Source organism: Streptomyces sp. NPDC088817 (genome assembly GCF_044750345.1).
Taxonomy (GTDB): Bacteria; Actinomycetota; Actinomycetes; order Streptomycetales; family Streptomycetaceae; genus Streptomyces.
The window spans coordinates 1-24,960 of the sequence record NZ_JBIVJN010000033.1; the positions used below are offsets into that span (position 1 = coordinate 1).

A 24,960-nucleotide genomic window follows, 5' to 3' on the forward strand; every position below is an offset into this window, starting at 1 on the left:
GCGAGGGCGGCGAAGGACCACGGGACGCCGATCCGGATCGGGGTGAACGCGGGTTCGCTGGACCGGCGGCTGCTGCAGAAGTACGGGAAGGCGACCCCGGAGGCGCTGGTGGAGTCGGCGCTGTGGGAGGCGTCGCTGTTCGAGGAGCACGACTTCCGGGACATCAAGATCTCGGTCAAGCACAACGACCCGGTGGTGATGATCGAGGCCTACCGGCAGCTCGCCGAGCAGTGCGACTACCCCCTCCACCTGGGTGTGACGGAGGCCGGTCCGGCTTTCCAGGGCACGATCAAGTCGGCCGTGGCCTTCGGGGCGCTGCTGTCCCAGGGGATCGGGGACACCATCCGGGTGTCGCTGTCCGCGCCGCCGGTCGAGGAGATCAAGGTCGGTATCCAGATCCTGGAGTCGCTGAATCTGCGTCAGCGCGGTCTGGAGATCGTGTCGTGCCCGTCCTGCGGTCGTGCGCAGGTGGACGTGTACAAGCTGGCGGAGGAGGTCACGGCCGGTCTGACCGGTATGGAGGTGCCGCTGCGTGTCGCGGTGATGGGCTGCGTCGTGAACGGTCCCGGTGAGGCCCGTGAGGCCGATCTGGGGGTGGCCTCCGGCAACGGCAAGGGGCAGATCTTCGTGAAGGGGCAGGTCATCAAGACCGTTCCGGAGTCGAAGATCGTGGAGACCCTGATCGAGGAGGCCATGAAACTCGCCGAGCAGATGGAGCAGGACGGCGTCGCCTCGGGCGAGCCGGAGATCTCGGTCAGCGGCTGACCGCGGGACGGCGACAGCCCCCGCCGCGCCACACCGAAGCCCCGCCCCCTGAAGGGCGGGGCTTCCTGCTTTCCGGAAGGCGTACGCCTCCGGGAAGCGTTTCCAGCGAAATGTTGCGACGGTTCGCCCCTCGCCGCCGTCCACGCCCTCTTCCCGCTCGCCTGTGACTGCTAACTTGCTGACGAGCAGGCTGAGAAATCGCTATCTCGGCGCCGGACGACTCCAGGGGGGATGCGATGACCACAGCGCGGCGCACCGGGGAGCGCGCCGGAAACGGTGGCGAGGGGGCCGCGAGACGGTCCTCCGGCCGGGGGCAGAAACGCGTCACCATCGCCGACGTGGCCCGTGCCTCCGGCGCCTCGGTGTCGACCGTCTCGCGGGTGATCAACCAGGTCGGCACCGTCGCCCCTGACCTCGCCGACCGGGTCCGCGAGGCCGTCGCGGAGCTGGGCTACCGCCCGAACGCCGCCGCGCAGGGCCTGGCCCGGGGGCGGTCCGGCACGCTCGGGGTGCTCGTCCCGGACCTGGCGAACCAGTACTTCCACGACATCATCAAGGCCCTCTCCGCGGTGGCCAGATCCAGTGGGTCCCGCGTCCTGGTCATGGACTCCAACGAGGACCCAGCCGCCGAACGGGAACTGGCCGAGGACCTCGTCCGGTACGCCGACGGCCTGCTGCTCTGCTCTCCGCGCATGCCGCGCGCCGACCTCGTCGCGCTGACCGGCCGCGACACCCCGGTCCTGGTCACCAACCGGCAGGAGCCGGGCCTGGGGCTGCGGGCGATCACCGTCGACTTCTTCCGCGGTGTCCTCGCCCTCTGCGGTCACCTCGCCCAGCTCGGGCACCGGGACGTCGTCTACGTCGCCGGGCCCGGACGCGCCTGGGCCCATCACGAGCGGGTGCGCGCCCTCGCCGCCGCCGAGGACTTCGGGCTGCGTGTGCGCACGGTCGACGGCGGCTCCACCGCCGACGACGGGTACGCGGCGGCCGACGCCGCCCTCGGCACCGGCGCGACTGCCGTGATGGCCTACAACGACTTCGTGGCGCTCGGTCTGCTCGCGCGGTTCGCCGAGCTCGGTGTGCGGGTGCCGGGCGACGTGTCGCTGACCGGGTTCGACGAGATCGACATGGCGCGCTTCTCGGCGCCGCCACTGACCACGGTAGCGATTCCCCGGGGACGGCTGGGGCAGGCGGCCGGTGCGGCGCTGCTGCGGCTGATGGCCGGCGAGGACGACATCGAGTGCGAGTCCATCCCCGTTGACCTGCACATCCGTTTTTCGACCGGCGCACCTTCTTGACAGATCCGATGGCGGGCAGGATTTTGTTCGGGCACAAGGCCGAGAAAGCGTTTCCTCACCGTCGCTGACGACATCGGGCCGACGCCCGCAGGGAGTTGCTGTGTCCCGCACCGTCCACAGAGCCAGTCTTCGTATGCCGTCCGTTCAGCGCCTCGTCGCCGCCGGCTTGTTGCTCGCGGTCACGGTGGTCGGATGCGGCGCGCCGAGCAGTCAGTCGTCGGGGGACAAGGGGCAGTCCACCCGGAAGGTGCCGGACAAGCCCAGCAAGCCGGTCTCGCTGGAGATCCTGGACGTCGCGGGGAACCTCCAGCTCACCCAGGGCATGATCGACGAGTTCCGGAAGACGCACCCGGAGATCGTCAGCAAGGTCTCGTACTCCAAGGCGCCGGCTCCGGAACTCGCGGGCAAGATCAAGGCGCAGCAGCAGGCCGGCCGGGTCCAGATCGACATGGTGCTCACCGGGACCGACGGCCTCGCCGCTGGTCTGGAGCAGGACCTCTGGGCGGACATGTCCACGCACCAGGACGCCATCGGCAACCCGGACTACCTGCCGCCGGCCGCGGAGATGGCGAAGCTGGCGCAGGGCAAGGGAACGGCCGTCGTGTACTACCCGTCGGGGCCGCTGTTCGAGTACGACCCGGCCAAGGTGCCGAACCCGCCGAAGAGCCCGCAGGAACTCCTGGACTGGGCCAAGGCGCACCCCAAGCGCTTCCAGTACGCCGACCCGGCCAACTCGGGTCCCGGCCGCACCTGGCTGATGGGGCTGCCGTACCTCCTCGGCGACAAGGACCCGTCCGATCCCGAGAAGGGGTGGGACAAGACGTGGGCGTACCTGAAGGAGCTCGACAAGTACGTCGACGTGTACGCCTCGGGCACGTCCGAGACGATGAAGAACCTGGCCACCGGTCAGGTTGACATGATCATGAGCACCACGGGCTGGTACATCAACCCGCGTGCGCTCGGCACCGTGCCCAAGAAGATGAAGGCCGGCCACTTCGACAACATGACCTGGGTGACCGACGCCCAGTACGCCGTGGTCCCCAACGGCGTCAGCGCCGACAAGATGTCCGCGGTGCTCAACCTGCTCCACTGGATGCTCACCCCCGAGCAGCAGGCGAAGGCCTACGACGACGGCTACTTCTACCCGGGCCCCGCCGTCAAGGACGTCCCCCTGTCGATGGCGCCCGCCAAGTCCCAGCAGGTCGTCAAGGAGTACGGCGTCCCCGAGTTCGACACCTGGATCGACCAGTTCCCGAAGAAGCCGTCGCTGTCCGCGCAGGCGCAGGTCAAGGCGTTCGACCTGTGGAACCGCCAGGTGGCCGGCCAGTGACGGGGGCCCGTATCTCGACCCTGCGCCTGGACGGAGTCGCCCGCAGCTTCGGCGGGCACCAGGCGCTGCGGGGACTCGACCTGGAGATCTCGGGCGGCGAGTTCGTGGCGCTGCTCGGTCCCTCCGGATGCGGAAAGTCCACTGCCCTCAACTGCCTGGCCGGACTGCTGCCGCTGACCGGCGGCCGGATCTTCCTCGACGACGAACGCATCGACCAACTCGCCCCGGAACGTCGCGGGTTCGGGATGGTCTTCCAGAACTACGCCCTGTTCCCGCACATGACCGTCAGGAACAACGTCGGCTTCGGCCTGAAGATGGCGAAGGTCCCCAAGGCCGAGGCCGCCGAACGGGTCGGCAGGGCCCTGGACATGGTGCAGTTGACCGCCCACGCTCACAAGCGGCCCGGCCAGCTCTCCGGCGGCCAGCAGCAGCGGGTCGCCATCGCCCGCGCCATCGTCCTGGAACCGCGGCTGGTGCTCATGGACGAACCGCTGTCCAACCTCGACGCCGCACTGCGCCTGGAGATGCGGGCGGAGATCCGCCGCCTGCACCAGCGGCTCGGACTGACCACCGTGTACGTCACGCACGACCAGGAGGAGGCCCTCTCCCTGGCGGACCGGCTCGTCGTGCTGCGCGACGGCCGCACCCAGCAGATCGGCACCCCGGAGGAGGTCTACAGCCGCCCGGCCAACCGCTACGTCGCCTCCTTCATGGGCTACCGCACCCTGCTCGACGCCACCGTCACCGGCACCCGCGGCCCCCATGTGGTGGTCGACATCGCGGGCAGCCCGCTCGTCGGGCTCGACCGTGACGGCGCCGCCGCCGGCGGCCGGGTCACGGCGGCCATCCGCCCCGAGGATCTGGACGCGGTGACCGGGGACGAAGCCCCCGACGGCACCTCCGGACTGCCCGCGACGGTCGAGGTCGTCGAGTACCACGGACGCGAACTCGCCGTACAGGCACGGCTGACCGACGGGCGCCGGGTTCACTTCCGCACCGGGAAGCGGCTCGCGCCCGACGACTCGGTACGGCTCGTCGCACCGCCCGACCGGGTCCTCGTCTTCGCCGCCGACGACGGCGACGGACAGCCGAGCGACCTCGGTGACGGGCCGTCCCACGACCCCGGTGCCGAGGACGGACCGTCCGCCCCCGAGACCGGCCCCGACTCCCACGAGCGGCGGAACCCGGCGGCCGCACCGGCGGACGAGGACGCGGCGCCCGCCGCGCACGAGCAGCAGAAGGCGCGGGACACCCCGAAGCAGGTGGCCACATGAGCGCCACCGACACCCGCGCCGCGCCACCGCCCGCGCCCCCCGAACCGCCCGCCGCCCGGCCCGCGCTGCGCCACCGCCTCGCCGAGCGCGGGATCGACCGGCTGCTGCTCCTCGCGGTCCCGGGCGTGCTCTTCCTCGCCGTGCTGTTCTGCTACCCGTTCTTCTACGGTCTCGGACTGTCCTTCCAGCCCGCCCAGGGCGGAGGGCCGTTCGCCAACTACCGCCTCTTCTTCAGCGATCCGTACCTGCGCGAGACCCTGTGGATCACACTCGGGCTCGCCGTGCCCGCCGCGCTGATCAACTGCCTTGCCGCCGTACCGGTCGCGTTCCGCACCCGCGGCGCGTTCCGCGGCCGCCGGCTGATCACCACGCTGCTGGTCATGCCGATCACCCTCGGCACGGTCCTCACCGCGCAGGGCCTGCTCGGCTACCTCGGCCCCAACGGCTGGTTCAACAAGGCCCTGCTGGGGCTCGGCATCATCGACGAGCCGCTCGCCCTCGTGCACAACTACTGGGGCGTGCTTGCCTCGTTGATCATCACCGGGTTCCCCTTCTCCTACCTGCTGACGCTGTCGTACCTGACCGGCATCGACCCCAGCCTGGAGCAGGCCGCGGCGACGCTCGGCGCGGACTGGCGCAGACGGCTGCGGTACGTGCTCCTGCCCCTGCTCGCGCCGGGTCTCGCCATCACCTTCTGCCTGTCGTTCGTCCTGGCGTTCGCGGTGTTCCCGTCCGCCCAACTGGTCGGTGACCCACGCAAGTCCACGCACGTCATCTCGATCGAGGCGTACCAGGCGGCGTTCCAGAAATTCGACTACTCCCTCGGTTCCGCCATCGCCATGATCATGGCCGCGGTGATGCTCGCGGTCGTCGTCCTGGTGCTCGCCTGGCGGTCGCTGCTGTACCGAGGGGCGACGGGAGGCAAGGGCTGATGGCCGACCTCGTCCAGGCCCCCGCGGCGGGCGCCGTCACGGACCCGGCCACCCGGCCCCGGTGGCGCCGGATCCGGCCCGGCACCTGGATCGCCGCCGTCGTGTTCGGGTTCTTCTTCCTCCAGCTCGCCGGAGTCATCGGCGTCCCGCTCGTCGACTCCCTGGGCACCCGCTGGTTCACCAGCTGGCTGCCGCAGGGCTGGACGACGAAGTGGTACGGCTCCGCCTGGCGGGAGTTCCAGCTCGGCCAGGTCTTCTGGACGACGGCGCTGGTCTCCGTGCTCGTCGTCGTCCTGTCCGTGGTGATCGGGGTGCCGGCCGCCTACGCCCTGGCCCGGCGGGACTTCCCCGGCAAGAAGGCCGTGCTGCTGCTGTTCGTGCTGCCGATCCTGGTGCCGCCCCTCACCTACGGCATCCCGCTGGCCACCGTCCTGTACAAGTTCCAGCTCGCCGGGACCCTGACCGGGGTGGTGCTGGCGAACCTCGTACCGTCGGTGCCGTTCGTCGTCCTGACGATGACCCCGTTCATCGAGCAGATCGACCCCAGGATCGAGGCGGCCGCCCGGATGTGCGGGGCCCGGACCGGCTCCGTCCTGCTGCGCGTCCTCGCGCCGCTGCTGGTGCCCGGCATCCTCGCCGCCTCCGTACTGGTCCTGGTCCGCACGGTCGGCATGTTCGAACTCACCTTCCTCACCGCTGGCCCTGACAGCCAGACCCTCGTCGTGGCGCTCTACTACGCCGTGTTCTCGGCCGGTATCCGCACCCAGCAGTCCATCGACGCGATGGCCGTGATGTACACCCTGTCGATGCTCGTGCTGCTGGTCGTCGCGCTGCGCTTCGTCAACCCCACCCAGTTGGTGACGCGTGTCAAGGACGACCGGTCCGCGTAGGAGGCGGCAGCCTCCACGGGCAGGGGGACGCCGTCCGGCGCTGTTCACCGCCGGGCGGCGTCCCCCGTTCCTGGCAGGTACAGTGCGGGAACCAGTAGATCCTCGTGGTGAGGCCCCGCCGACGTGTTGACCCAGACGACCACCACGGTCCTCGGACCGAGCGACCTCGACGCCGCGCTCGCGGTCCTCGGCCGCGAGCCGGTCGCGAACGCCTTCGTGGCGTCCCGCGTACAGGTCGCCGGACTCGACCCGTGGCGGCTCGGCGGCGAGATGTGGGGCTGGTACGAGAACGGCATATTGACGTCCCTGTGCTACGCGGGCGCCAACCTCGTCCCGATCTGCGCCACCCCCAGGGCCGTCCGGGCCTTCGCGGACCGCGCCCGCCGGGCCGGCCGCCGCTGCTCCTCCATCGTCGGACCGGTCGAACCCACCGCCCAGCTCTGGCGGCTCCTGGAACCCGGCTGGGGCCCCGCCCGCGAGATCCGTGCCCACCAGCCGCTCATGGTCACCGACCGCGTGCCCGCCGGCATCGCCCCCGATCCCTACGTCCGCCGCATCCGCAAGGACGAGATGGAGACGATCATGCCGGCCTGCGTGGCGATGTTCACCGAGGAGGTCGGGGTCTCCCCGCTCGCCGGTGACGGCGGCCTGCTCTACCAGGCCCGGGTCGCCGAACTCGTCGGCTCAGGACGCTCCTTCGCCCGCCTCGACGAGCACGGCAAGGTGATGTTCAAGGCCGAGATCGGCGCCGCGACCCCCGAGGCCTGCCAGATCCAGGGCGTATGGGTGGCCCCCGAGTACCGCGGCCGCGGTCTGGCGGTCCCCGGCATGGCCGCGGTCCTGCGGTACGCGCTGGCCGACGTGGCCCCGGTGGTCAGCCTGTACGTGAACGACTTCAACACCGCGGCCCGGCGCACCTACCTGAAGGCGGGCTTCCGCGAGGTCGGCGCGTTCATGAGCGTGCTGTTCTGACCTGCGCCTCGCCGGGCTGTTCAGCGCCCCGTGCACGCCCTGTAGTCTCCGGGCATGGCGCACTTCCCCGATCACGGACACCGCCGCGGCGACGACGTCGTGATCGGCCCCCTCGACCTGGCGGCCCACGTCGACGAGGCGCTCGCCGTGCAGGCCGTCGCCTTCGGCCTCGGCGCCGACGAGGTGGCCGTGCGCCGGCAGATCGTGCTGCGCCACATGACCTGCCGGGGGGCACGCGCGCTCGGCGCCACCGCGACCGACGGCCGGCTCGTCGGATTCGTCTACGGCATGCCCAACGACCGCACCCACTGGTGGTCCACCGTCGTCCAGCCCTATCTGCGCGCCCGCGGCCACGACGACTGGCTCGACGACTCCTTCGTGATCACCGAACTGCATGTCCACCCGGGCCACCAGAACCGCGGCATCGGACGGGACCTGATCACCACCATCACCGACAGCGCGAGCGAGCCCCGCTCGATCCTCTCCGCGATCGACACCGACAGCCCGGCCCGCGGCCTCTACCACTCCCTGGGCTACGAGGACCTCGCCCGCCAGGTGCTCTTCCCCAGCGCGCCGAAACCGTACGCCGTGATGGGCGCCCCGCTGCCGCTGCGCCGCCGTCCGGAACAGGCGCGGGGTCGGCTTTAACCGATTTCCACCGGCGCGGCAAGCCCGGCTAACCTCCTAGCCATCAGCTTCCCCCACTCCCGGCCCCGCCCGGGCAGGGGGCCACCATCGGCAGGAGTACGAGAACCATGGCCAACGCACCGGTCCAGCGCATGTCCCAGTTGTTGGCGAAGACGCTGCGCGACGACCCGGCGGACGCCGAGGTCCTGAGCCACAAGCTGCTGGTCCGCGCGGGCTACGTACGGCGCACCGCCGCCGGGATCTGGACCTGGCTGCCGCTCGGCAAGAAGGTCCTCGCCAACGTGGAGCGGATCGTCCGCGAGGAGATGGACGCCATCGGCGCCCAGGAGGTACTGCTGCCCGCCCTGCTGCCCCGCGAGCCGTACGAGGCCACCGGCCGCTGGGACGAGTACGGCGCCGAGCTGTTCCGCCTCAAGGACCGCAAGGGCGGCGACTACCTCCTCGGGCCGACCCACGAGGAGATCTTCACGCTGCTGGTGAAGGACCAGGCGACCTCCTACAAGGACCTGCCGGTCATCCTCTACCAGATCCAGACCAAGTTCCGCGACGAGGCCCGGCCCCGCGCGGGCATCCTGCGCGGGCGCGAGTTCCTGATGAAGGACTCCTACTCCTTCGACCTCGCCGACGAGGGCCTCGCCGAGTCCTACGCCCTGCACCGCCAGGCCTACCAGCGGATCTTCGACCGCCTCGGCCTGGACTACCGGATCTGCGCCGCGACCGCGGGCGCGATGGGCGGCTCCAAGTCCGAGGAGTTCCTCGCCCCGGCCGCCGCCGGCGAGGACACCTTCGCCGACTGCCCGAACTGCGACTTCGCCGCCAACACCGAGGCGATCGCGTACGAGCTGGCGCCGGTCGACGGCTCCGCCGTGCCCGCGGCCGAGGAGATCCCCACCCCGGACACCCCGACCATCGAGACCCTCGCCGCCTCCCTCGGTGTGCCGGCCTCCGCCACGCTGAAGAACCTGCTCGTCAAGGTCGACGGGGAGATCGTCGCCGTCGGCGTCCCCGGCGACCGCGAGGTGGACCTGGGCAAGGTCGAGGCGCACTTCGCCCCGGCCGCCGTCGAACTGGTCACCGCCGAGGACTTCGTGGGCCGGCCCGACCTGGTCCGCGGCTACGTCGGTCCGCAGGGCCTGGGCAAGGTGAAGTACATCGCCGACCCGCGCGTGGCGCCCGGAACGGCCTGGATCACCGGCGCCAACAAGGAGAACACGCACGCGAAGAACGTGGTCGCCGGCCGCGACTTCGAGGTCGACGCGTACGTCGACGTCGTGGTCGTGCAGGACGGCGACCCCTGCCCCAAGTGCGGCACCGGCCTCAAGCTGGACCGGGCCATCGAGATCGGCCACATCTTCCAGCTCGGCCGTAAGTACGCCGACGCCCTCAAGCTCGACGTCCTCGGCCAGAACGGCAAGCCGGTCCGCGTCACCATGGGCTCCTACGGCATCGGCGTGTCCCGCGCGGTCGCGGCCCTCGCCGAGCAGCACGCCGACGACAAGGGCCTGATCTGGGCCAAGGAGGTCGCCCCGGCCGACGTGCACGTGGTCGCCGCCGGCAAGGCCCTGCAGACCGAGGTCGCCCTTGAGGTCTCCCAGAAGCTCGCCGCGGCGGGCGTCCGCGTCCTGGTCGACGACCGGGCCGGTGTCTCCCCGGGTGTGAAGTTCACCGACTCCGAGCTCATCGGCGTCCCGCAGATCCTGGTCGTCGGCCGCCGCGCGGGCGAGGGCGTCGTCGAGCTGAAGGACCGCCGCACCGGCGAGCGCGAGGAGCTCTCGATCGAGGAAGCCCTCACCCGCCTCACGGCGTAGCGACACGGGTACGCGGGGCCTACGCGGGGCCGGGTACGCCGGCCGCAGGACACGGCACTCCGCACCGGGCCCCGCACCCACGGCCCCTCCGGCCGGCCGCTGCCGCCTCGCCACGGCGCGTGCCCCGGTACCCGGCGAGCCGGACACCGGCCGTCGTCGTCCGGCGGCCGTCCCGGACGGCCGCCGGACCGTACCCGCGGTCGCCCGGGCGCTCGTCGAGGCGGCGAGCTGGGTGGACAGTCCGGTCGGAGTGCCGCTGCCGGGGTGGTGGTGCGGGGCCGGTGGGTGGTGGTTGCCGGGGTGCTGCCTCGGTGGCAGTTCGTCGTGGTAGCGGTCGCTGGGGGGCTCGTCGAGGCGGCGAACCGGGTGGGCCGTCCGGCCGGAGTGCCGCTGCCGGGCCGGTGGGGCGGGGTCTGCTGCGCGGCGGTTGCCGGGCCGCTGCCCGCCCGTTCGTCGTGGCCGCGGTGGCCGTCTTCTGGGCCGTGGGTCAGAGCCAGGTGGCGAATTCCAGGAGGAGTTCCGCGTCCTTCGGGCGGCCCACTCGGCGGGCGCGGGCGCCGGATTCCACGGCTCGGAAGAGGGTCCAGCCGCGCAGGCGGTCGCGGTCGACCTCCAGGGACTCCGCCAGCCGCTTGATGCGGCGCCGGGTGGTGGCGGCGCCGGACGGCGAGGCGATCAGGTCCTCCACCCGGTCGCGGACCAGCCGCGCCAGGTCGAAGGCGGCCTCGCCCACCACCGGGTCCGGGCCCACGGCCAGCCACGGCATCCGGTCCCCGGCGAGCACCTTGCTCTGCCGGAACGTGCCGTGCAGCAACCGCCGTTCGGGCGGCGCGGCCAGCAGTTCCGTACGGGCCGTGAGCGCCGCCTCGACCAGGGGCGCCACCTCCGCGTCGGCCTCCGCGCTCGCCCGCATCGCCTCGGCCTGCCGCCCGGTCCGCTCCTCGACCGTCTCGAAGGAATGCCCCGCGGGCGGCTCGACCCACAGCCGCCGCAGCGTGCCCGCCGCCTCCAGCAGCGCCCTCGACTCCGGCAGCGACCGCACCGACACGTCCGGGTGCAGCCGCTCCAGCAGCAGCACGCCCTCGCCCGGAACCGGACCGGCGGGACCGTCCTCCAGCAGCCGCACGGCACCCCGCCCGTCCCAGTGCGCGAGCGCGGCCCGCTCGCTCCGAGGACGGGCCCGGGCAGGGGCCAGTTTCAGCACGGCCGGCGTACCGTCCGCCGTCCGCACCAGCACGACGAGGCTGCTGCGTCCGCCGGGCATCTGCACCCGCTCGACGGTCAGCTCGCGCAGTTCCACGGCCTGCCGCGCCAGTCCGGGCAGCTTCTCCAGCCAGTCGTCCCCGTCCGGCGCGGTCTCACCCAGCGCCCGCACCAGACGCGGCGGCGGTTCGAAAGCCATGCGCGAGTCGTTCCTTCCTGACGTCCTTGGACGTGTTCTCCGCGGTCGCCGCGCGCCTGTCGCCGTGCGCCGTGGGCGCCTCCTGTGCCGTTCCGCTCCTCCCGTCCGTGCCCGTTCCGTGCCCGTCCGCGGAATCCGTACGCCCTACGGCGTCGGTGCCGTCGAGGCCGTGGAGGCCGTGGGCGTGCCCGCCGCACCGGCCCGTTCGGCGAGACCAGGGAAGGCTACGCTCTCCCCGCGCCAGCGCACCGCCCGGACCGCCGCCTCGCGCAGCGCCCCGGCGGCCTCCCGCCGCCGCTCGCCCCCGCTCGCCCGGACCAGGTCGGAGTACACACCGGCGACGCGTTCCTCCAGGTCGGCGGCGAACCGCACCGCCGCAGCAGAGTCCGGCACCGGGAACGGCAGCGTGTAGGCGGCCGCCGCGGCCACCGGCTGCCCGCCCAGGTCCCGCACCTCCCGCACGAGGGCGTCCCGCCGTGCCCGATGCGCGTCGTACGCCGACCGTGCCTCGGACTGCCGGCTCTCGCCGATCCGGCCCCCGACGACGCCGTACCCGTACACGGCCGCGTGCTCGGCGGCGAGCGCCGCCTGCAAGGCCTCGACCCGCCGCCGGTCCGTCACCTGGCTCACTTGTCACCTTCCGTCAGGAGATACGCGTGGGCGGCCCCGGCCGCCGCCACCGAGGCGAGCAGGCGGGCCAGTTCGCCGGGCACCTGGATCAGAAGGGCGGTGCGCCGGTCTGACAAGGAACGCTCGGCCGCGGCGAGCACGGCCAGGGCGGACTTCGCGGTCTCCCGGGCGGCGGGAGAGCCGGAGGCCTCGGCACCCGCAGGTGCCTGCGACCCGTCGGGCGAGCCGGAACCCTCGGGCGTGGCCGAGCCCGACGGCGGTGTGGTGGAGCCCGCCGACGGAGCGGTCGAGTCCGACGCCGGCGCGGTCGGCGCCGTCGCGCCGGGCGAGGCCTTCGCCGGGCCGCCGAACGCCTCCACATGCGCCGCGACCTGCGCGCGCAGTGGCCGAAGCCGCTCCGCCAGCGCGGGATACGCGGCCATCACCGCGTCGTACCGCCGCGCCAGCTCCTCGCTGTCGCGTGCCACACGCGCGCGTACCCGCTCGTCGGGCGACGGGCTCTCGCCCGCGCCGCCGGAACCGGAACCGGTGGAGCAGCCCACGAGCAGGGCGGCCCCCGCGGCCGAGGCGAGCAGGCTCCTTCTGCGCGGACCTGTCAGGACGCGCGGAGATGAGGGGAACGGCACGGCAGACGTCCTCGGGTGCGTACGAACGAAATGGACGGGAGGGGCAGGGGGCGGCTCGCCCGTGATCACGGTACCCGCGCCCCGCGCACCCTTCACTCAGCGGCACCGCCGCTCCCCAGGTGGACGGCAACACCCCTGCGGACCGGATACCCTTTGACCAGACACGCGACCAACCCACAACAGCACACGCGGCCGAGGAGTCACCCGGATGAGCACCACCCAGAGCGAGAGGCTGCGGGAACTGCTGGAACCGCTCGTCACCTCCCAGGGCCTGGATCTCGAAGAGATCGCCGTGGACTCCGTAGGACGCAAGCGTGTGCTGCGCGTCGTCGTCGACTCCGACACCGGAGCCGACCTGGACCGGGTCGCCGATGTGAGCCGTGCGCTCTCGGCGAGGCTGGACGAGACGGACGCGATGGGCGAGGGCGAGTACACCCTCGAGGTCGGCACCCCGGGCGCGGAACGCCTCCTCACGGAACACCGGCACTACGTGCGCGCCACGGGCCGGCTGGCGAAGTTCCAGCTGGCCGACAACGGCGAGCTGGTGGCCAGGATCCTCGGGGTCGACGACGAAGGACTCGATCTCGAAGTGCCCGGAGTGAAGGGGCGCAGGCCCACGACCCGCAGACTCGGCTTCCCGGACGTCGTCAGGGCGCGGGTGCAGGTCGAGTTCAACCGCAAGGACCAGAAGGAAGAGGAGGCGTAGCCGTGGACATCGACATGAGTGCCCTGCGGGGCTTGGTACGAGAGAAGGAGATCTCCTTCGACCTGCTGGTCGAGGCGATCGAGTCGGCCCTCCTCATCGCCTACCACCGCACCGAGGGAAGCCGTCGCCACGCGCGCGTGAAGCTCGACCGGCAGACCGGGCATGTGACGGTGTGGGCGAAGGAGGACCCCCAGGACCTCGAGGAGGGCCAGGAGCCCCGCGAGTTCGACGACACCCCGTCCGGCTTCGGCCGTATCGCCGCCACCACCGCCAAGCAGGTCATCCTGCAGCGGCTGCGCGACGCCGAGGACGACGCGACGCTCGGCGAGTACGCCGGCCGCGAGGGCGACATCGTCACCGGGGTGGTCCAGCAGGGCCGCGACCCGAAGAACGTGCTCGTCGACATCGGCAAGCTGGAGGCCATCCTGCCGGTGCAGGAGCAGGTCCCGGGCGAGACCTACCCGCACGGCATGCGGCTGCGGTCGTACGTCGTCCGGGTCGCCAAGGGCGTCCGCGGCCCCTCGGTGACGCTGTCCCGTACGCACCCGAACCTGGTGAAGAAGCTCTTCGCCCTGGAGGTGCCGGAGATCGCCGACGGCTCCGTGGAGATCGCCGCGATCGCCCGTGAGGCCGGTCACCGCACCAAGATCGCCGTACGGTCCACCCGTTCGGGCCTGAACGCCAAGGGTGCCTGCATCGGCCCCATGGGCGGCCGGGTGCGCAACGTGATGGGCGAGCTGAACGGCGAGAAGATCGACATCGTCGACTGGTCGGACGACCCGGCCGAGATGGTGGCGAACGCGCTGTCGCCGGCCCGTGTCTCCAAGGTGGACGTCGTCGACCTGGCCGCCCGCTCGGCCCGCGTCACCGTGCCGGACTACCAGCTCTCGCTGGCGATCGGCAAGGAGGGCCAGAACGCCCGGCTGGCGGCCCGGCTCACCGGTTGGCGGATCGACATCCGCCCGGACACCGAGCAGCCGTCCGAGCGGGCACCCGAGTAGCCGTCCCGGGCACCGCCGCGGGCGGGTCCACTCGGACGCGCGGGGCAGTTCACCCGTACGGAGGGAATGGATCCGGGCCGCAGGTCGCTCGGAATACGACAACAGCCGTTCGATCTCTCCCCCGCAGGGGTGAGGTCGGTGCGGGGAGGTAGACTTAGCTGTGTCTGGCCGGACGCGTGCCCGCGCATGCCCTGAGCGTACCTGTGTGGGATGCAGGGAGCGGGCGGCCAAGATCGAACTGTTGCGGACCGTGGTGGTCGAGGGCGAGTGCGTCCCCGATCCTCGCGGTACGCTGCCCGGCCGGGGTGCGTATGTACACCCCGTCCCGGTCTGTCTCGACCAGGCGGTGCGCCGCCGGGCGTTTCCGCGGGCGCTCCGTGTCCCGGGACCGCTCGACGTAATGGCGTTGCGCCGGTACGTCGAGCAGGCACAAGGTTGCTGAGGCAACACGGCAAGGAAAACGTGCCGTACGGAAGTCACCGTGCGGCCTGGTACCTCGCGAGTCGAAAGCAGGTCGAGATTGCGATGAGCACTCGATGAGTACGCGATGAGTACGCCCATGAACTAGCGACGGTCCGGCCGCAACCCGGACCTCAAAGGAGCGAAGTGGCTAAGGTCCGGGTATACGAACTCGCCAAGGAGTTCGGTGTGGAGAGCAAGGTCGTCATGGCCAAGCTCCAGGAACTCGGTGAATTCGTCCGATCGGCGTCCTCGACGATCGAGGCGCCCGTAGTACGCAAACTGACTGACGCCTTCCAGCAGGGCAACGGCAGCGGCAGGTCCGCCGCGAAGCCGGGTGCCCCGAAGAAGGCCGCCCCCAGGCCCGCCGCGCCCTCGCCGGCGCAGGCCGGGGGTCCCTCCCGCGCGCCCAAGCCGGCGGGCGAGCGTCCGGCGGCGCCCAAGCCGTCGGTCGCGCCCAGGCCCGCCCCGGCGCAGCCCGCGGCCCCGTCGGCGTCCGCGCCGGCTCCCGGTCCGCGTCCGGTGCCGGGTCCCAAGCCCGCGCCGCGTCCGGCTCCGGCCGCGCCCACCACGCCGGAGTTCACCGCTCCGCCGTCGGCCCCGTCGGCCCCGTCGGCTCCGTCGGCGTCCGCGCCGAAGCCCGGTGCCCGTCCCGGTGCCCCCAAGCCCGGTGGCCGTCCCGGCCAGGGCCAGGGTCAGGGACCGCGTCCCGGCCAGGGTGCAGCGCGCCCCGGTGGCCAGGGTGCGCGTCCGGGCGGTCGCCCGGCCGGCCCGCGTCCGGGCAACAACCCCTTCACGTCCGGTGGCTCCACCGGCATGGCGCGTCCGCAGGCGCCGCGTCCGCAGGGCGCGCGTCCCGGCGGCCCCGGTGCCCCCGGCGCCGGTCCCCGTCCGCAGGGCCCCGGTGCCCAGGGCGGCGGTCCGCGTCCACAGGCTCCGGGCGGTCCGCGTCCGACCCCGGGCTCGATGCCCCGTCCGCAGGGCGGTCCGCGTCCGGGCGGCCCGCGTCCGAACCCCGGCATGATGCCGCAGCGTCCCGCTGCCGGCCCGCGTCCCGGCCCCGGTGGCGGCGGTCGTGGTCCGGGTGGTGCGGGTCGTCCCGGCGGTGCCGGTCGTCCCGGTGGCGGCGGCGGCTTCGCCGGTCGTCCCGGTGGCGGCGGCGGTGCCGGTCGTCCCGGTGGTGGCGGCGGCGGCTTCGCCGGTCGTCCCGGTGGTGGCGGCGGCTTCGGCGGTGGCGGCGGTGGCCGTCCCGGCTTCGGTGGCCGTCCGGGTGGTCCCGGTGGCCGTGGTGGCACGCAGGGCGCCTTCGGCCGTCCCGGCGGTCCCGCGCGTCGTGGCCGCAAGTCGAAGCGGCAGAGGCGCCAGGAGTACGAGGCCATGCAGGCCCCGTCGGTCGGCGGCGTGATGCTGCCTCGCGGCAACGGCGAGACCATTCGCCTGTCGCGCGGTGCGTCGCTCACCGACTTCGCCGAGAAGATCAACGCCAACCCGGCGTCGCTCGTCGCGGTCATGATGAACCTGGGCGAGATGGTCACGGCCACGCAGTCCGTGTCCGACGAGACGCTCCAGCTCCTCGCCGACGAGATGAACTACACGGTTCAGATCGTCAGCCCCGAGGAGGAGGACCGCGAGCTGCTCGAGTCCTTCGACCTGGAGTTCGGCGAGGACGAGGGCGGCGAGGAGGACCTGGTCGTCCGTCCGCCGGTCGTCACCGTCATGGGTCACGTCGACCACGGAAAGACCCGACTGCTCGACGCCATCCGCAAGACGAACGTCATCGCGGGCGAGGCCGGCGGCATCACCCAGCACATCGGTGCCTACCAGGTCGCGACCGAGGTCAACGGCGAGGACCGGGCGATCACCTTCATCGACACCCCGGGTCACGAGGCGTTCACCGCCATGCGTGCCCGCGGTGCCCGGTCGACGGACATCGCCATCCTGGTCGTCGCGGCCAACGACGGCGTCATGCCGCAGACGGTCGAGGCGCTCAACCACGCCAAGGCGGCCGACGTCCCGATCGTCGTCGCGGTCAACAAGATCGACGTCGAGGGCGCCGACCCGACCAAGGTGCGCGGTCAGCTGACCGAGTACGGCCTGGTGGCCGAGGAGTACGGCGGTGACACCATGTTCGTCGACATCTCCGCCAAGCAGGGTCTGCACATCGACTCGCTGCTGGAAGCGGTCGTCCTGACCGCCGACGCCTCGCTCGACCTGCGGGCCAACCCGCAGCAGGACGCGCAGGGCATCGCGATCGAGTCCCGTCTCGACCGCGGCCGCGGTGCCGTGGCGACGGTGCTCGTCCAGCGAGGCACGCTGCGGGTCGGCGACACCATGGTGGTCGGCGACGCGTACGGCCGTGTCCGGGCGATGCTCGACGACAACGGCAACAACGTGGCCGAGGCCGGCCCGTCGACGCCGGTGCAGGTCCTGGGTCTGACCAACGTCCCGGGTGCGGGCGACAACTTCATCGTGGTGGACGAGGACCGTACGGCCCGTCAGATCGCGGAGAAGCGCGCCGCCCGTGAGCGCAACGCCGCGTTCGCCAAGCGCGTCCGCCGCGTCTCGCTCGAGGACCTGGACAAGGTGCTCAAGGCCGGCGAGGTCCAGCAGCTCAACCTCATCATCAAGGGCGACGCGTCCGGTGCGGTCGAGGCCCTCGAGTCCTCGCTGCTCCAGCTCGACGTCGGCGAAGAGGTCGACATCCGCGTCCTGCACCGCGGTGTGGGTGCGGTCACGGAGTCGGACATCGACCTGGCCATGGGCTCCGACGCCATCGTGATCGGCTACAACGTGCGCGCCGCCGGGCGTGCCGCGCAGATGGCCGAGCGCGAGGGCGTGGACGTCCGGTACTACTCGGTCATCTACCAGGCGATCGAGGAGATCGAGGCGGCCCTCAAGGGCATGCTCAAGCCGGAGTACGAGGAGGTCGAGCTCGGCACGGCGGAGATCCGCGAGGTCTTCCGCTCGTCCAAGCTGGGCAACATCGCCGGTGTGCTCATCCGCTCCGGCGAGGTCAAGCGCAACAGCAAGGCGCGCCTGCTCCGCGACGGCAAGGTCATCGCGGAGAGCCTCAACATCGAGGGTCTGCGCCGCTTCAAGGACGACGTCACCGAGATCCGCGAAGGCTACGAGGGTGGTATCAACCTCGGAAACTTCAACGACATCAAGATCGACGACGTCATCGCGACGTACGAGCTCCGCGAGAAGCCGCGGGCGTAACGCCGCAGACACCCCGTGCCGGCCGGCGGGACCACTCCCGTCGGCCGGCACGGCCGTGTCCAGGGCCGCGAGCCGTGCCCGGGGCCGGCGGGGCACCCCGTCCCACCCAGGGCCGCGGAAAACCCCGTCGAGTGATCGGCGGGGTTCGCGGTACCGTTCTTGATGTCCCTGCCCACCGAGAAGGCAGGACCATCGAACCCGTACCGGCGGGCAACCCGGGAACACACATGTACGTGGGGACTCTGTCCTTCGACCTCCTCCTCGGCGACGTCCACTCGCTGAAGGAGAAGCGTTCCGTCGTCCGCCCGATCGTCGCCGAGCTCCAGCGCAAGTACGCGGTGAGCGCGGCGGAGGTGGACCACACGAACCTCCATCGGCGGGCCGTCATCGGTCTCGCCGCGGTCTCCGGCGACGCGACGCACCTGACCGACGTGCTGGACCGGTGCGAAAGGCTGGTCGCCGGCCGTCCCGAGGTGGAGCTGCTGTCCGTCAGACGCCGCTTCCACGGCGAGGACGACTAGACCGCACCCCACCGCACCATCCACACCGCACCAGCAGAAGAAGAAAGAACGGGAGACGGACCAGTGGCCGACAACGCGCGGGCGAAAAGGCTGGCGGACCTCATCCGAGAGGTGGTGGCCCAGAAGCTGCAGCGCGGGATCAAGGACCCGCGGCTCGGCTCGCACGTCACCATCACGGACACCCGGGTCACGGGTGACCTGCGGGAGGCGACCGTCTTCTACACCGTCTACGGGGACGACGAGGAGCGGGAGGCGGCGGCCGCCGGCCTGGAGAGCGCCAAGGGCATCCTGCGCTCCGAGGTCGGCCGGGCGGCCGGGGTGAAGTTCACCCCGACCCTCGCCTTCGTCGCGGACGCCCTGCCGGACACCGCCCGGAACATCGAGGACCTCCTCGACAAGGCCCGTGCCTCCGACGCGAAGGTGCGCGAGGACTCCGCGGGCGCCTCGTACGCCGGTGAGGCGGACCCGTACAAGAAGCCGGGGTCCGACGACGGGACGGACGACACCACCGCATGACCAGCAAGCCCACCCCGCCCGACGGCCTCGTCATCGTCGACAAGCCGTCGGGCTTCACCTCGCACGACGTCGTGGCCAAGATGCGCGGCATCGCAAAGACCCGACGGGTCGGCCACGCGGGCACCCTCGACCCGATGGCGACCGGTGTGCTCGTGCTCGGCGTGGAGAAGGCCACCAAGCTCCTCGGCCATCTCGCGCTGACCGAGAAGGAGTACGTCGGCACCGTCCGGCTCGGCCAGAACACGGTCACCGACGACGCCGAGGGCGAGATCACCTCCGCCACGGACGCCTCCAAGGTGACCCGGGAGGCCGTCGACGCCGCGGTCGCCAAGCTGACCGGCGAGATCATGCAGGTGCCGTCCAAGGTCAGCGCCATCAAGATCAACGGTGTGCGGTCGTACAAGCGGGCGCGGGAGGGCGAGGACTTCGAGATCCCGGCCCGGCCGGTGACGGTCTCCTCCTTCGCCGTGTACGACGTCCGCGACGCCGTCGCCGACGACGGCACCCCCGTGCTCGACCTGGTGGTGTCCGTGGTCTGCTCCTCCGGCACCTACATCCGCGCCCTCGCCCGCGACCTGGGCGCCGACCTCGGCGTCGGCGGCCACCTCACCGCGCTGCGCCGCACCCGGGTCGGCCCGTACAAGCTGGACTCCGCCAGGACGCTGGACCAGCTTCAGAAGGAGCTGACCGTGATGCCGGTCGCCGAGGCGGCCGCGGCGGCGTTCCCCCGCTGGGACGTCGACGCCCGGCGTGCCCGGCTGCTCATCAACGGCGTACGGCTGGAGGTGCCCGACGAGTACGCGGGCGCCGGTGCCGTCGCCGTCTACGGCCCCGACGGCCGCCTCCTCGCGCTCGTGGAGGCGCAGCGGGGCAAGGCCAGGAGCCTGGCCGTCTTCGGCTGACCACACGCTGCCGGTGACCGTGGAGCGGCGAGCACGGGATGCTCCCCGTCCGCCGCTCCACGGTTCCGTCCCCCCTCGGTTCCCCCACCCATGAGCATTTGTCCAGCGGCCCGGGCCCATTCACCCGGCCGTGCGGGCGCTCGGAGTGAACCGGGGGAGTGCAGGGGGGCGCGTTCGCCGCTCGGCCTGTTCCGCTGATCATCCGCGGCCTACCGTCTAGTGCGGTCACAGCACTGGGCGGGCACGGCGGTACGGCGGGGAGGTTCGGGCATGGCGGGGCGGGACCTCCATGGATCCACACAGGTGCGGGGACCACAGGGACCGGAGCGCGTGGCGGAGGCGCGGGACCACGCTCTGGACCGTTCCCTGGTCCGCGTCCACGACCTGGCGGGACGACCCCGCGGCACCGCCTTCGCGGCCGACCACCACGGCACGCTGATCACCAGCCACGAGGCGGTCGACGGACTGCCCCGGCTCGTCCTGCACATGCCCGGCCCGGGCGAGCGCTCCCGCGTGGTGACGGCCGACGCGATCACCGCGCTGCCCGCCCTGAACCTGGCCCTGATCCGCACCGAGGGCCTCGGCGTGGAGCCGCTTCCCGTCACCGTGCGCGACGGCGTCCGCAGCGGCACCTACGTCCGGATCGCGGCCGACCACTGGCGCGAGGCACGGGTGCTCGGCGCGGCCACGGTGACCTACACGGCCACGGACCGCCTCCATCTCCTCGACGGCGTCACGGGGTTGGCGATCGGCACGGCGGGACGCGAGGCGCTCCGGCGGGGCGGCGGGGCCGCCGGGGGACCGGTCCTCGACGCGGCGACCGGCGCCGTGGTCGCCGTCCTCGGCACGGCACTGCGCTCCGGTCGCGGCGAAGCCGGCTTCGCGGTACCGCTGCGCCCAACCGGCGAAGGCCCCCTGGCCGACCTCCTCACCCGCAACGAGGCCACGGTGTCCGCCTACGGCCGCGACCTGAACCTGGCCGCGGTCCTCGAACTCACCGCCACCTCCCTGGCCCAGGACGGCCCCGCCGGAGCCCTGCCGTCCCCTCTCGCTCGGACGGGCGGACCCAGGGTGCCCGCCGGGCCGGTCGTACGTACCGGGGTGGCGAGGGAACTGGCCGCGTTCGGTGACGGCCCGGCCGCCGTGCTCGGACTCGTCGGGGAGTCCGGAAGCGGCCGTACGACGGAGCTCGCCGCGCTGGCCGGCCACCGTGCCCGCGGCGGCTCGCCCGCGCCCACCCTGTGGCTGCGCGGCGCCGATCTGCTGGGCACCGACACCTCGGTCGCGGACGCGGTGGGCCGGGCACTGGACCGGGCGGCCCGGATCGTCGCGGCCGCCCGCGCGCCCCGGCCCACCGAGCGCACCGACCTCACCCCGGAACGCGTCGCCCGCCTCGCCCGCGCCCACGGCCGCCCCCTCCTGCTCCTCCTCGACGCCCCCCAGGAGATGCCGTCCGCCCTGGCCGACCGGCTCCCCGAGTGGACCGACGGAACCGCGCAGTGGCTGCGCGGCACGGGAGCGCGGCTGGTCGTGGCCTGCCGGGAGGCGTACTGGGAGACGGCCGGAGCGTGCTTCCCGGCGGACCTGCTCCACACCCCGGTCACGGCGGGAGCCGGCCCGGACGGCGCCACCGGCCACCTGCCGCCCTGCCTGCCCCTCGGCGGCCTCACCCCCGCCGAGGCCCACGAGGCCCGCGCCCGGCACGGCATCCCGGACGGCGCCCTGGTGGACGCCGCCGCCCGCCACCCGCTCACCCTCAGGCTCCTGGCGGAGGTGCGGGCCGCCCTCCCCGACGCCGCCGGCCACCCCCCGCTCGACCGTGACGACGTCCTCGCGGCCCACCTGGACCTGATGTGCCTGCGCATCGCCGTCCGCCTCGCCGCGGAGAACGGACTGCGCGGCACCGCCGTACGGCGCCTGGCGGCCACGGTCTCCGGCCAGGTGCACGAGGCCGCCCGCCGCAGCCTCGGCCCGGGGGAACTGGACCCGTCTGCGTTCGACGAGCTGTTCCCGCGGGGACTCGCCCCGGCCCGGCTCGGCGGCGGCACCGGCTGGGCGGCGGCCGTCCTCACCGAGGGGCTGCTCGTCCCGGTGGGCGGCGGCTACCGCTTCGCGCACGAGGAACTCGCCGACTGGATCCAGGGCACCCACCTCGACCTGGACGAGGCCCTGCGCGTCCTCGTCCACCGGCGGCACACACCCGGCGCGCCACGGCCCCCGCAGCCCGTCCCGCACCACCGCATCGGCCCCGTCGTCCACGCCCTGCTTCTCCTGGCCCGCCGGCACGGCACCCGCCGACTGGCCGTGCGGCTCGAGGAGTTGCTGTGCGCCCTCGACACCGACCCGCGCTCCTGGTGGGCGTCGCGGCTGCTCGCCGGCGCACTGCTGCGCGTGGCGGACGCGACGCCGTACCTGCGCGTGCTGCGGCTGCTCGCCGAGCGGATCGTGGTGTGGCAGCAGTGCGACCTGCCCGTGCCGCCCGGCTTCGGACCGGGTTTCTGGACCGCGCTGCACCTGTCCGACGCCGACCGCTGCGACCTGCTCAGGCGCCTCCTCCTCGCCGACGGCGCACCACGGGACACGCGCGGCGGCCCCCGCCGCCCGTTCCGCTACCTGGACGCCGTCGCGCGCCTCCTCATCGCCGACCCCGCCGCCGTGCAACGGCACCTCACCCGCTGGTTCGACGACGAGCGCCCGCTGCCCGCCGCGCCGCACGCCACCGTGGCCACGGCCGCCCAGGCCCTGCTCCACACCCACCGCGACCGCGCCCTGGACGACCTCACCGACACGCTGGCCGAGTACGCCCACCCGCGCGCCGAGGAACTGCTGGCCGTACTCGCCGAGGAGGAGCCGTCCGCGCTGTGCCGGGCCGTGGCCCGGTGGGCGCACGACGACCGCCCCGCGCTGAGGACGCAGGCCCTGGCCCACGGCCTGCGCACCGCGCCCCGGGCGCGCACCGAGGCCGACCGCGAACTGCTCTGCCAGGCCGCCCTCGCCCTGCTCGACCGCCCCGCCGACTCCGCGCTGCACGGCGGCGCGCTCGCCCTTCTCGTCCGGGATCCGCACACCCGCGCCCGCCATCTGCCGCGGGCGCTGCGGCACTTCGCGGCGGGCGACCGGCACCTGCCGCCGAGCGCGCTGGCGCCCGCCCTGACCACCCATCCCGAGGCGGTCCTCGCCGCCATCGGCGCGTGCCTGCGCCGGGACACCGTCGACGGGTGTCGCAGCGGAGGCGACAGCGGCACTGGGACCGGGACCCGGACCGGGTCCGGCACCGGCATCGGTGAGGCCCTGCGCGCGCTCGGCGAGGCCGCCACGCCCGCGCTCGCCCGCCGGGTCGCCGTCGTGGTCCGCGAGGCGGTGACCCGGCATCCGGAGGGCGCCGGGCCGGTGGCGGCGTACATCGACCAGCGCCTGGACGCGGACCCCGCCGCCCGCTCGGTGCTGTTCCCCCTGGTCGCGGGCCTCCTCGACAGCGACGACGCCGGAAGAGGCGTCGAGGGCCGGAGTGCCGGCGACCGGGGCCGCGACGGGGCCGAGCGGCTGCGCCGCGCGCTGGCCGGTGTGCTCGCCGCCCTCGGCACCCCCGCCTCCCGCCCGCTGCGCCGAGAACTGCTGGACTTCCTCCTGGCCCAGGAGGACGCCCCGGCCGTCCTGGACGCGGTGCTGCGCGCCGCCGCCTCCACCGCCGAGGAGGATCTCCGCGGCCTGGTCCACCGCGTCGGACTGCTCCTCGTCCGCACGCCCGGCGGCGCGGCCGTGTTCGACCGGAGCCTGATGGAGCTGGGCCGGGACGTGCCCGGCTTCGCCGCCCGCGTGGCCCGCTGGCTGACCGACGCCCCGCGGGACTGGGCCGCGGTGGTGGGTCCCGGCACCCGCCGGATGATCGAGAACGCGGAGGGCGTACCCGTCCCCGCCTGACGACGTGCGCCGGATCACAGCCGCCCATGCCAGTGCGGGCGGCGACCGCTGGGCATGGCACCCTTAGACCTGCGGACAAGCAGCAGGAAACAACTAGGACAACCCGAAACGACACGGACACGGGTTCGACGAGGAGCGGTCACAGTGCAGCGCTGGCGTGGCTTGGAGGACATCCCCCAGGACTGGGGGCGCAGCGTCGTCACCATCGGCTCCTACGACGGAGTCCACCGCGGACACCAGCTGATCATCGAGCACGCCGTGGACCGCGCCCGCGACCTGGGCGTCCCCGCCGTCGTCGTCACCTTCGACCCGCACCCCAGCGAGGTCGTGCGCCCCGGCAGCCACCCGCCGCTGCTCGCCCCCCACCACCGCCGGTCCGAGCTGATGGCCGGGCTGGGCGTGGACGCGGTCCTCGTACTGCCTTTCACCGCCGAGTTCTCGAAGCTGTCCCCGGCGGACTTCGTCGTCAAGGTGCTGGTCGACAAGCTGCACGCCAAAGCGGTCGTCGAGGGCCCCAACTTCCGCTTCGGGCACAAGGCCGCGGGCAACGTCGAGTTCCTGGCCGACCAGGGCAAGACCTACGACTTCGAGGTCGAGGTCGTCGACCTGTACGTCACCGGAGAGGCGGGCGGCGGCGAGCCGTTCTCCTCGACCCTGACCCGTCGTCTGGTCGCCGAGGGCGACGTCCGGGGCGCCCAGGAGATCCTGGGCCGCCCGCACCGGGTCGAGGGCGTCGTGGTCCGCGGCGCCCAGCGCGGCCGCGAGCTGGGCTTCCCCACGGCCAACGTCGAGACCCTCCCGCACACCGCGATCCCCGCCGACGGCGTCTACGCCGGCTATCTGCACGCTCAGGGCGAGGTGATGCCCGCCGCGATCTCCGTGGGCACCAACCCGCAGTTCGACGGCACCGAGCGCACGGTGGAGGCGTACGCCATCGACCGGGTGGGCCTCGACCTGTACGGACTGCACGTCGGCGTCGACTTCCTGGACTTCGTCCGGGGCCAGGCCAAGTTCGACTCGCTGGAGGCCTTCCTGGAGACGATGACCGAGGACGTCGAGAAGTGCCGGCGGATCGTCGCCGAGGACGCGAGGACGGCGTAGCCGACCCCGGTTCGCTCGGCCGCCGGATAACCTCCCCGG

Annotated in this window: 21 protein-coding genes; 18 read left to right on the plus strand and 3 right to left on the minus strand. The window is 72.9% G+C overall.

All coding sequences use genetic code 11. The annotated features are described in order from the left end of the window. From ispG to ACIP4X_RS34905, 9 genes are all read left to right on the plus strand, one after another. A partial coding sequence (gene ispG, locus ACIP4X_RS34865; RefSeq protein WP_401352345.1) for a flavodoxin-dependent (E)-4-hydroxy-3-methylbut-2-enyl-diphosphate synthase occupies positions 1 to 765 on the plus strand: 765 nt, incomplete at its 5' end. Between the two features lie 236 nt (positions 766 to 1,001). Then, on the plus strand, positions 1,002 to 2,063 hold the full coding sequence (locus ACIP4X_RS34870) for a LacI family DNA-binding transcriptional regulator (RefSeq protein WP_358737687.1): 1,062 nt from the start codon (positions 1,002 to 1,004) through the stop codon (positions 2,061 to 2,063). Positions 2,064 to 2,196: 133 nt separating this feature from the next. Beyond that, positions 2,197 to 3,393 (plus strand): extracellular solute-binding protein, encoded by a 1,197-nt coding sequence (locus tag ACIP4X_RS34875; protein WP_358737685.1) that lies wholly within the window; start codon positions 2,197 to 2,199, stop codon positions 3,391 to 3,393. Beyond that, complete coding sequence (locus ACIP4X_RS34880) at positions 3,390 to 4,667, plus strand: ABC transporter ATP-binding protein (RefSeq protein ID WP_358737683.1); 1,278 nt, start codon at positions 3,390 to 3,392, stop codon at positions 4,665 to 4,667. The genes ACIP4X_RS34875 and ACIP4X_RS34880 overlap by 4 nt, the downstream gene beginning before the upstream one ends. After that, positions 4,664 to 5,599: a sugar ABC transporter permease gene (locus tag ACIP4X_RS34885; protein ID WP_358737681.1), complete on the plus strand. Its 936-nt coding sequence runs from the start codon at positions 4,664 to 4,666 to the stop codon at positions 5,597 to 5,599. Before ACIP4X_RS34880 ends, ACIP4X_RS34885 begins: the two co-directional genes overlap by 4 nt. Beyond that, positions 5,599 to 6,489: an ABC transporter permease gene (locus ACIP4X_RS34890; protein WP_358737679.1), complete on the plus strand. Its 891-nt coding sequence runs from the start codon at positions 5,599 to 5,601 to the stop codon at positions 6,487 to 6,489. The genes ACIP4X_RS34885 and ACIP4X_RS34890 overlap by 1 nt, the downstream gene beginning before the upstream one ends. Positions 6,490 to 6,612: 123 nt before the next feature. Continuing rightward, the gene (locus ACIP4X_RS34895; RefSeq protein ID WP_358737677.1) at positions 6,613 to 7,461 is read left to right on the plus strand and encodes a GNAT family N-acetyltransferase; all 849 of its coding nucleotides are present in this window, start codon (positions 6,613 to 6,615) and stop codon (positions 7,459 to 7,461) included. Between the two features lie 54 nt (positions 7,462 to 7,515). Then, positions 7,516 to 8,109, plus strand: a complete 594-nt coding sequence (locus tag ACIP4X_RS34900; protein WP_401352351.1) for a GNAT family N-acetyltransferase — start codon at positions 7,516 to 7,518, stop codon at positions 8,107 to 8,109. A gap of 107 nt (positions 8,110 to 8,216) precedes the next feature. Further along, the gene (locus tag ACIP4X_RS34905; protein WP_358737673.1) at positions 8,217 to 9,917 is read left to right on the plus strand and encodes a proline--tRNA ligase; all 1,701 of its coding nucleotides are present in this window, start codon (positions 8,217 to 8,219) and stop codon (positions 9,915 to 9,917) included. 487 nt (positions 9,918 to 10,404) lie between these two features. Here ACIP4X_RS34905 and ACIP4X_RS34910 read toward each other — a convergent pair whose 3' ends face one another. From ACIP4X_RS34910 to ACIP4X_RS34920, 3 genes are all read right to left on the minus strand, one after another. Beyond that, entirely contained in the window at positions 10,405 to 11,319 is a 915-nt protein-coding gene (locus ACIP4X_RS34910; RefSeq protein ID WP_358737671.1) for an aminoglycoside phosphotransferase family protein, read from the minus strand. A gap of 144 nt (positions 11,320 to 11,463) precedes the next feature. Then, positions 11,464 to 11,949 carry a ferritin-like domain-containing protein gene (locus ACIP4X_RS34915; protein WP_358737669.1) on the minus strand — a complete coding sequence of 162 codons (486 nt, stop codon included), beginning with the start codon at positions 11,947 to 11,949 and terminating at the stop codon, positions 11,464 to 11,466. Next, positions 11,946 to 12,575, minus strand: coding sequence for a hypothetical protein (locus ACIP4X_RS34920; RefSeq protein WP_358737667.1), 630 nt, complete (start codon positions 12,573 to 12,575; stop codon positions 11,946 to 11,948). Before ACIP4X_RS34920 ends, ACIP4X_RS34915 begins: the two co-directional genes overlap by 4 nt. 208 nt (positions 12,576 to 12,783) lie before the next feature. Here ACIP4X_RS34920 and rimP point away from each other — a divergent pair, with 208 nt between their 5' ends. The 9 genes from rimP to ACIP4X_RS34965 all read left to right on the plus strand — a co-directional run bounded on the left by rimP (position 12,784) and on the right by ACIP4X_RS34965 (position 24,921). Then, positions 12,784 to 13,281, plus strand: coding sequence for a ribosome maturation factor RimP (gene rimP / locus ACIP4X_RS34925; RefSeq protein ID WP_358737665.1), 498 nt, complete (start codon positions 12,784 to 12,786; stop codon positions 13,279 to 13,281). Positions 13,282 to 13,283: 2 nt separating this feature from the next. Beyond that, positions 13,284 to 14,282, plus strand: coding sequence for a transcription termination factor NusA (gene nusA / locus ACIP4X_RS34930; RefSeq protein WP_358737664.1), 999 nt, complete (start codon positions 13,284 to 13,286; stop codon positions 14,280 to 14,282). Positions 14,283 to 14,442: 160 nt separating this feature from the next. After that, the gene (locus tag ACIP4X_RS34935) at positions 14,443 to 14,724 is read left to right on the plus strand and encodes a YlxR family protein (protein WP_358737662.1); all 282 of its coding nucleotides are present in this window, start codon (positions 14,443 to 14,445) and stop codon (positions 14,722 to 14,724) included. Positions 14,725 to 14,888: 164 nt separating this feature from the next. Next, positions 14,889 to 17,960, plus strand: a complete 3,072-nt coding sequence (gene infB / locus ACIP4X_RS34940) for a translation initiation factor IF-2 (protein WP_358737660.1) — start codon at positions 14,889 to 14,891, stop codon at positions 17,958 to 17,960. 227 nt (positions 17,961 to 18,187) lie between these two features. Next, entirely contained in the window at positions 18,188 to 18,481 is a 294-nt protein-coding gene (locus ACIP4X_RS34945; protein ID WP_100571646.1) for a DUF503 domain-containing protein, read from the plus strand. Positions 18,482 to 18,544: 63 nt separating this feature from the next. Beyond that, positions 18,545 to 18,997 carry a 30S ribosome-binding factor RbfA gene (rbfA, locus tag ACIP4X_RS34950; RefSeq protein ID WP_358737658.1) on the plus strand — a complete coding sequence of 151 codons (453 nt, stop codon included), beginning with the start codon at positions 18,545 to 18,547 and terminating at the stop codon, positions 18,995 to 18,997. Beyond that, a complete protein-coding gene (gene truB, locus ACIP4X_RS34955) occupies positions 18,994 to 19,899 on the plus strand; it encodes a tRNA pseudouridine(55) synthase TruB (protein WP_358737656.1) in 906 nt (301 codons plus the stop codon). Before rbfA ends, truB begins: the two co-directional genes overlap by 4 nt. A 270-nt stretch (positions 19,900 to 20,169) precedes the next feature. After that, entirely contained in the window at positions 20,170 to 23,820 is a 3,651-nt protein-coding gene (locus ACIP4X_RS34960; protein WP_391460237.1) for a serine protease, read from the plus strand. 144 nt (positions 23,821 to 23,964) lie between these two features. Further along, complete coding sequence (locus tag ACIP4X_RS34965; protein WP_401352360.1) at positions 23,965 to 24,921, plus strand: bifunctional riboflavin kinase/FAD synthetase; 957 nt, start codon at positions 23,965 to 23,967, stop codon at positions 24,919 to 24,921. Positions 24,922 to 24,960 lie beyond the last annotated feature (39 nt).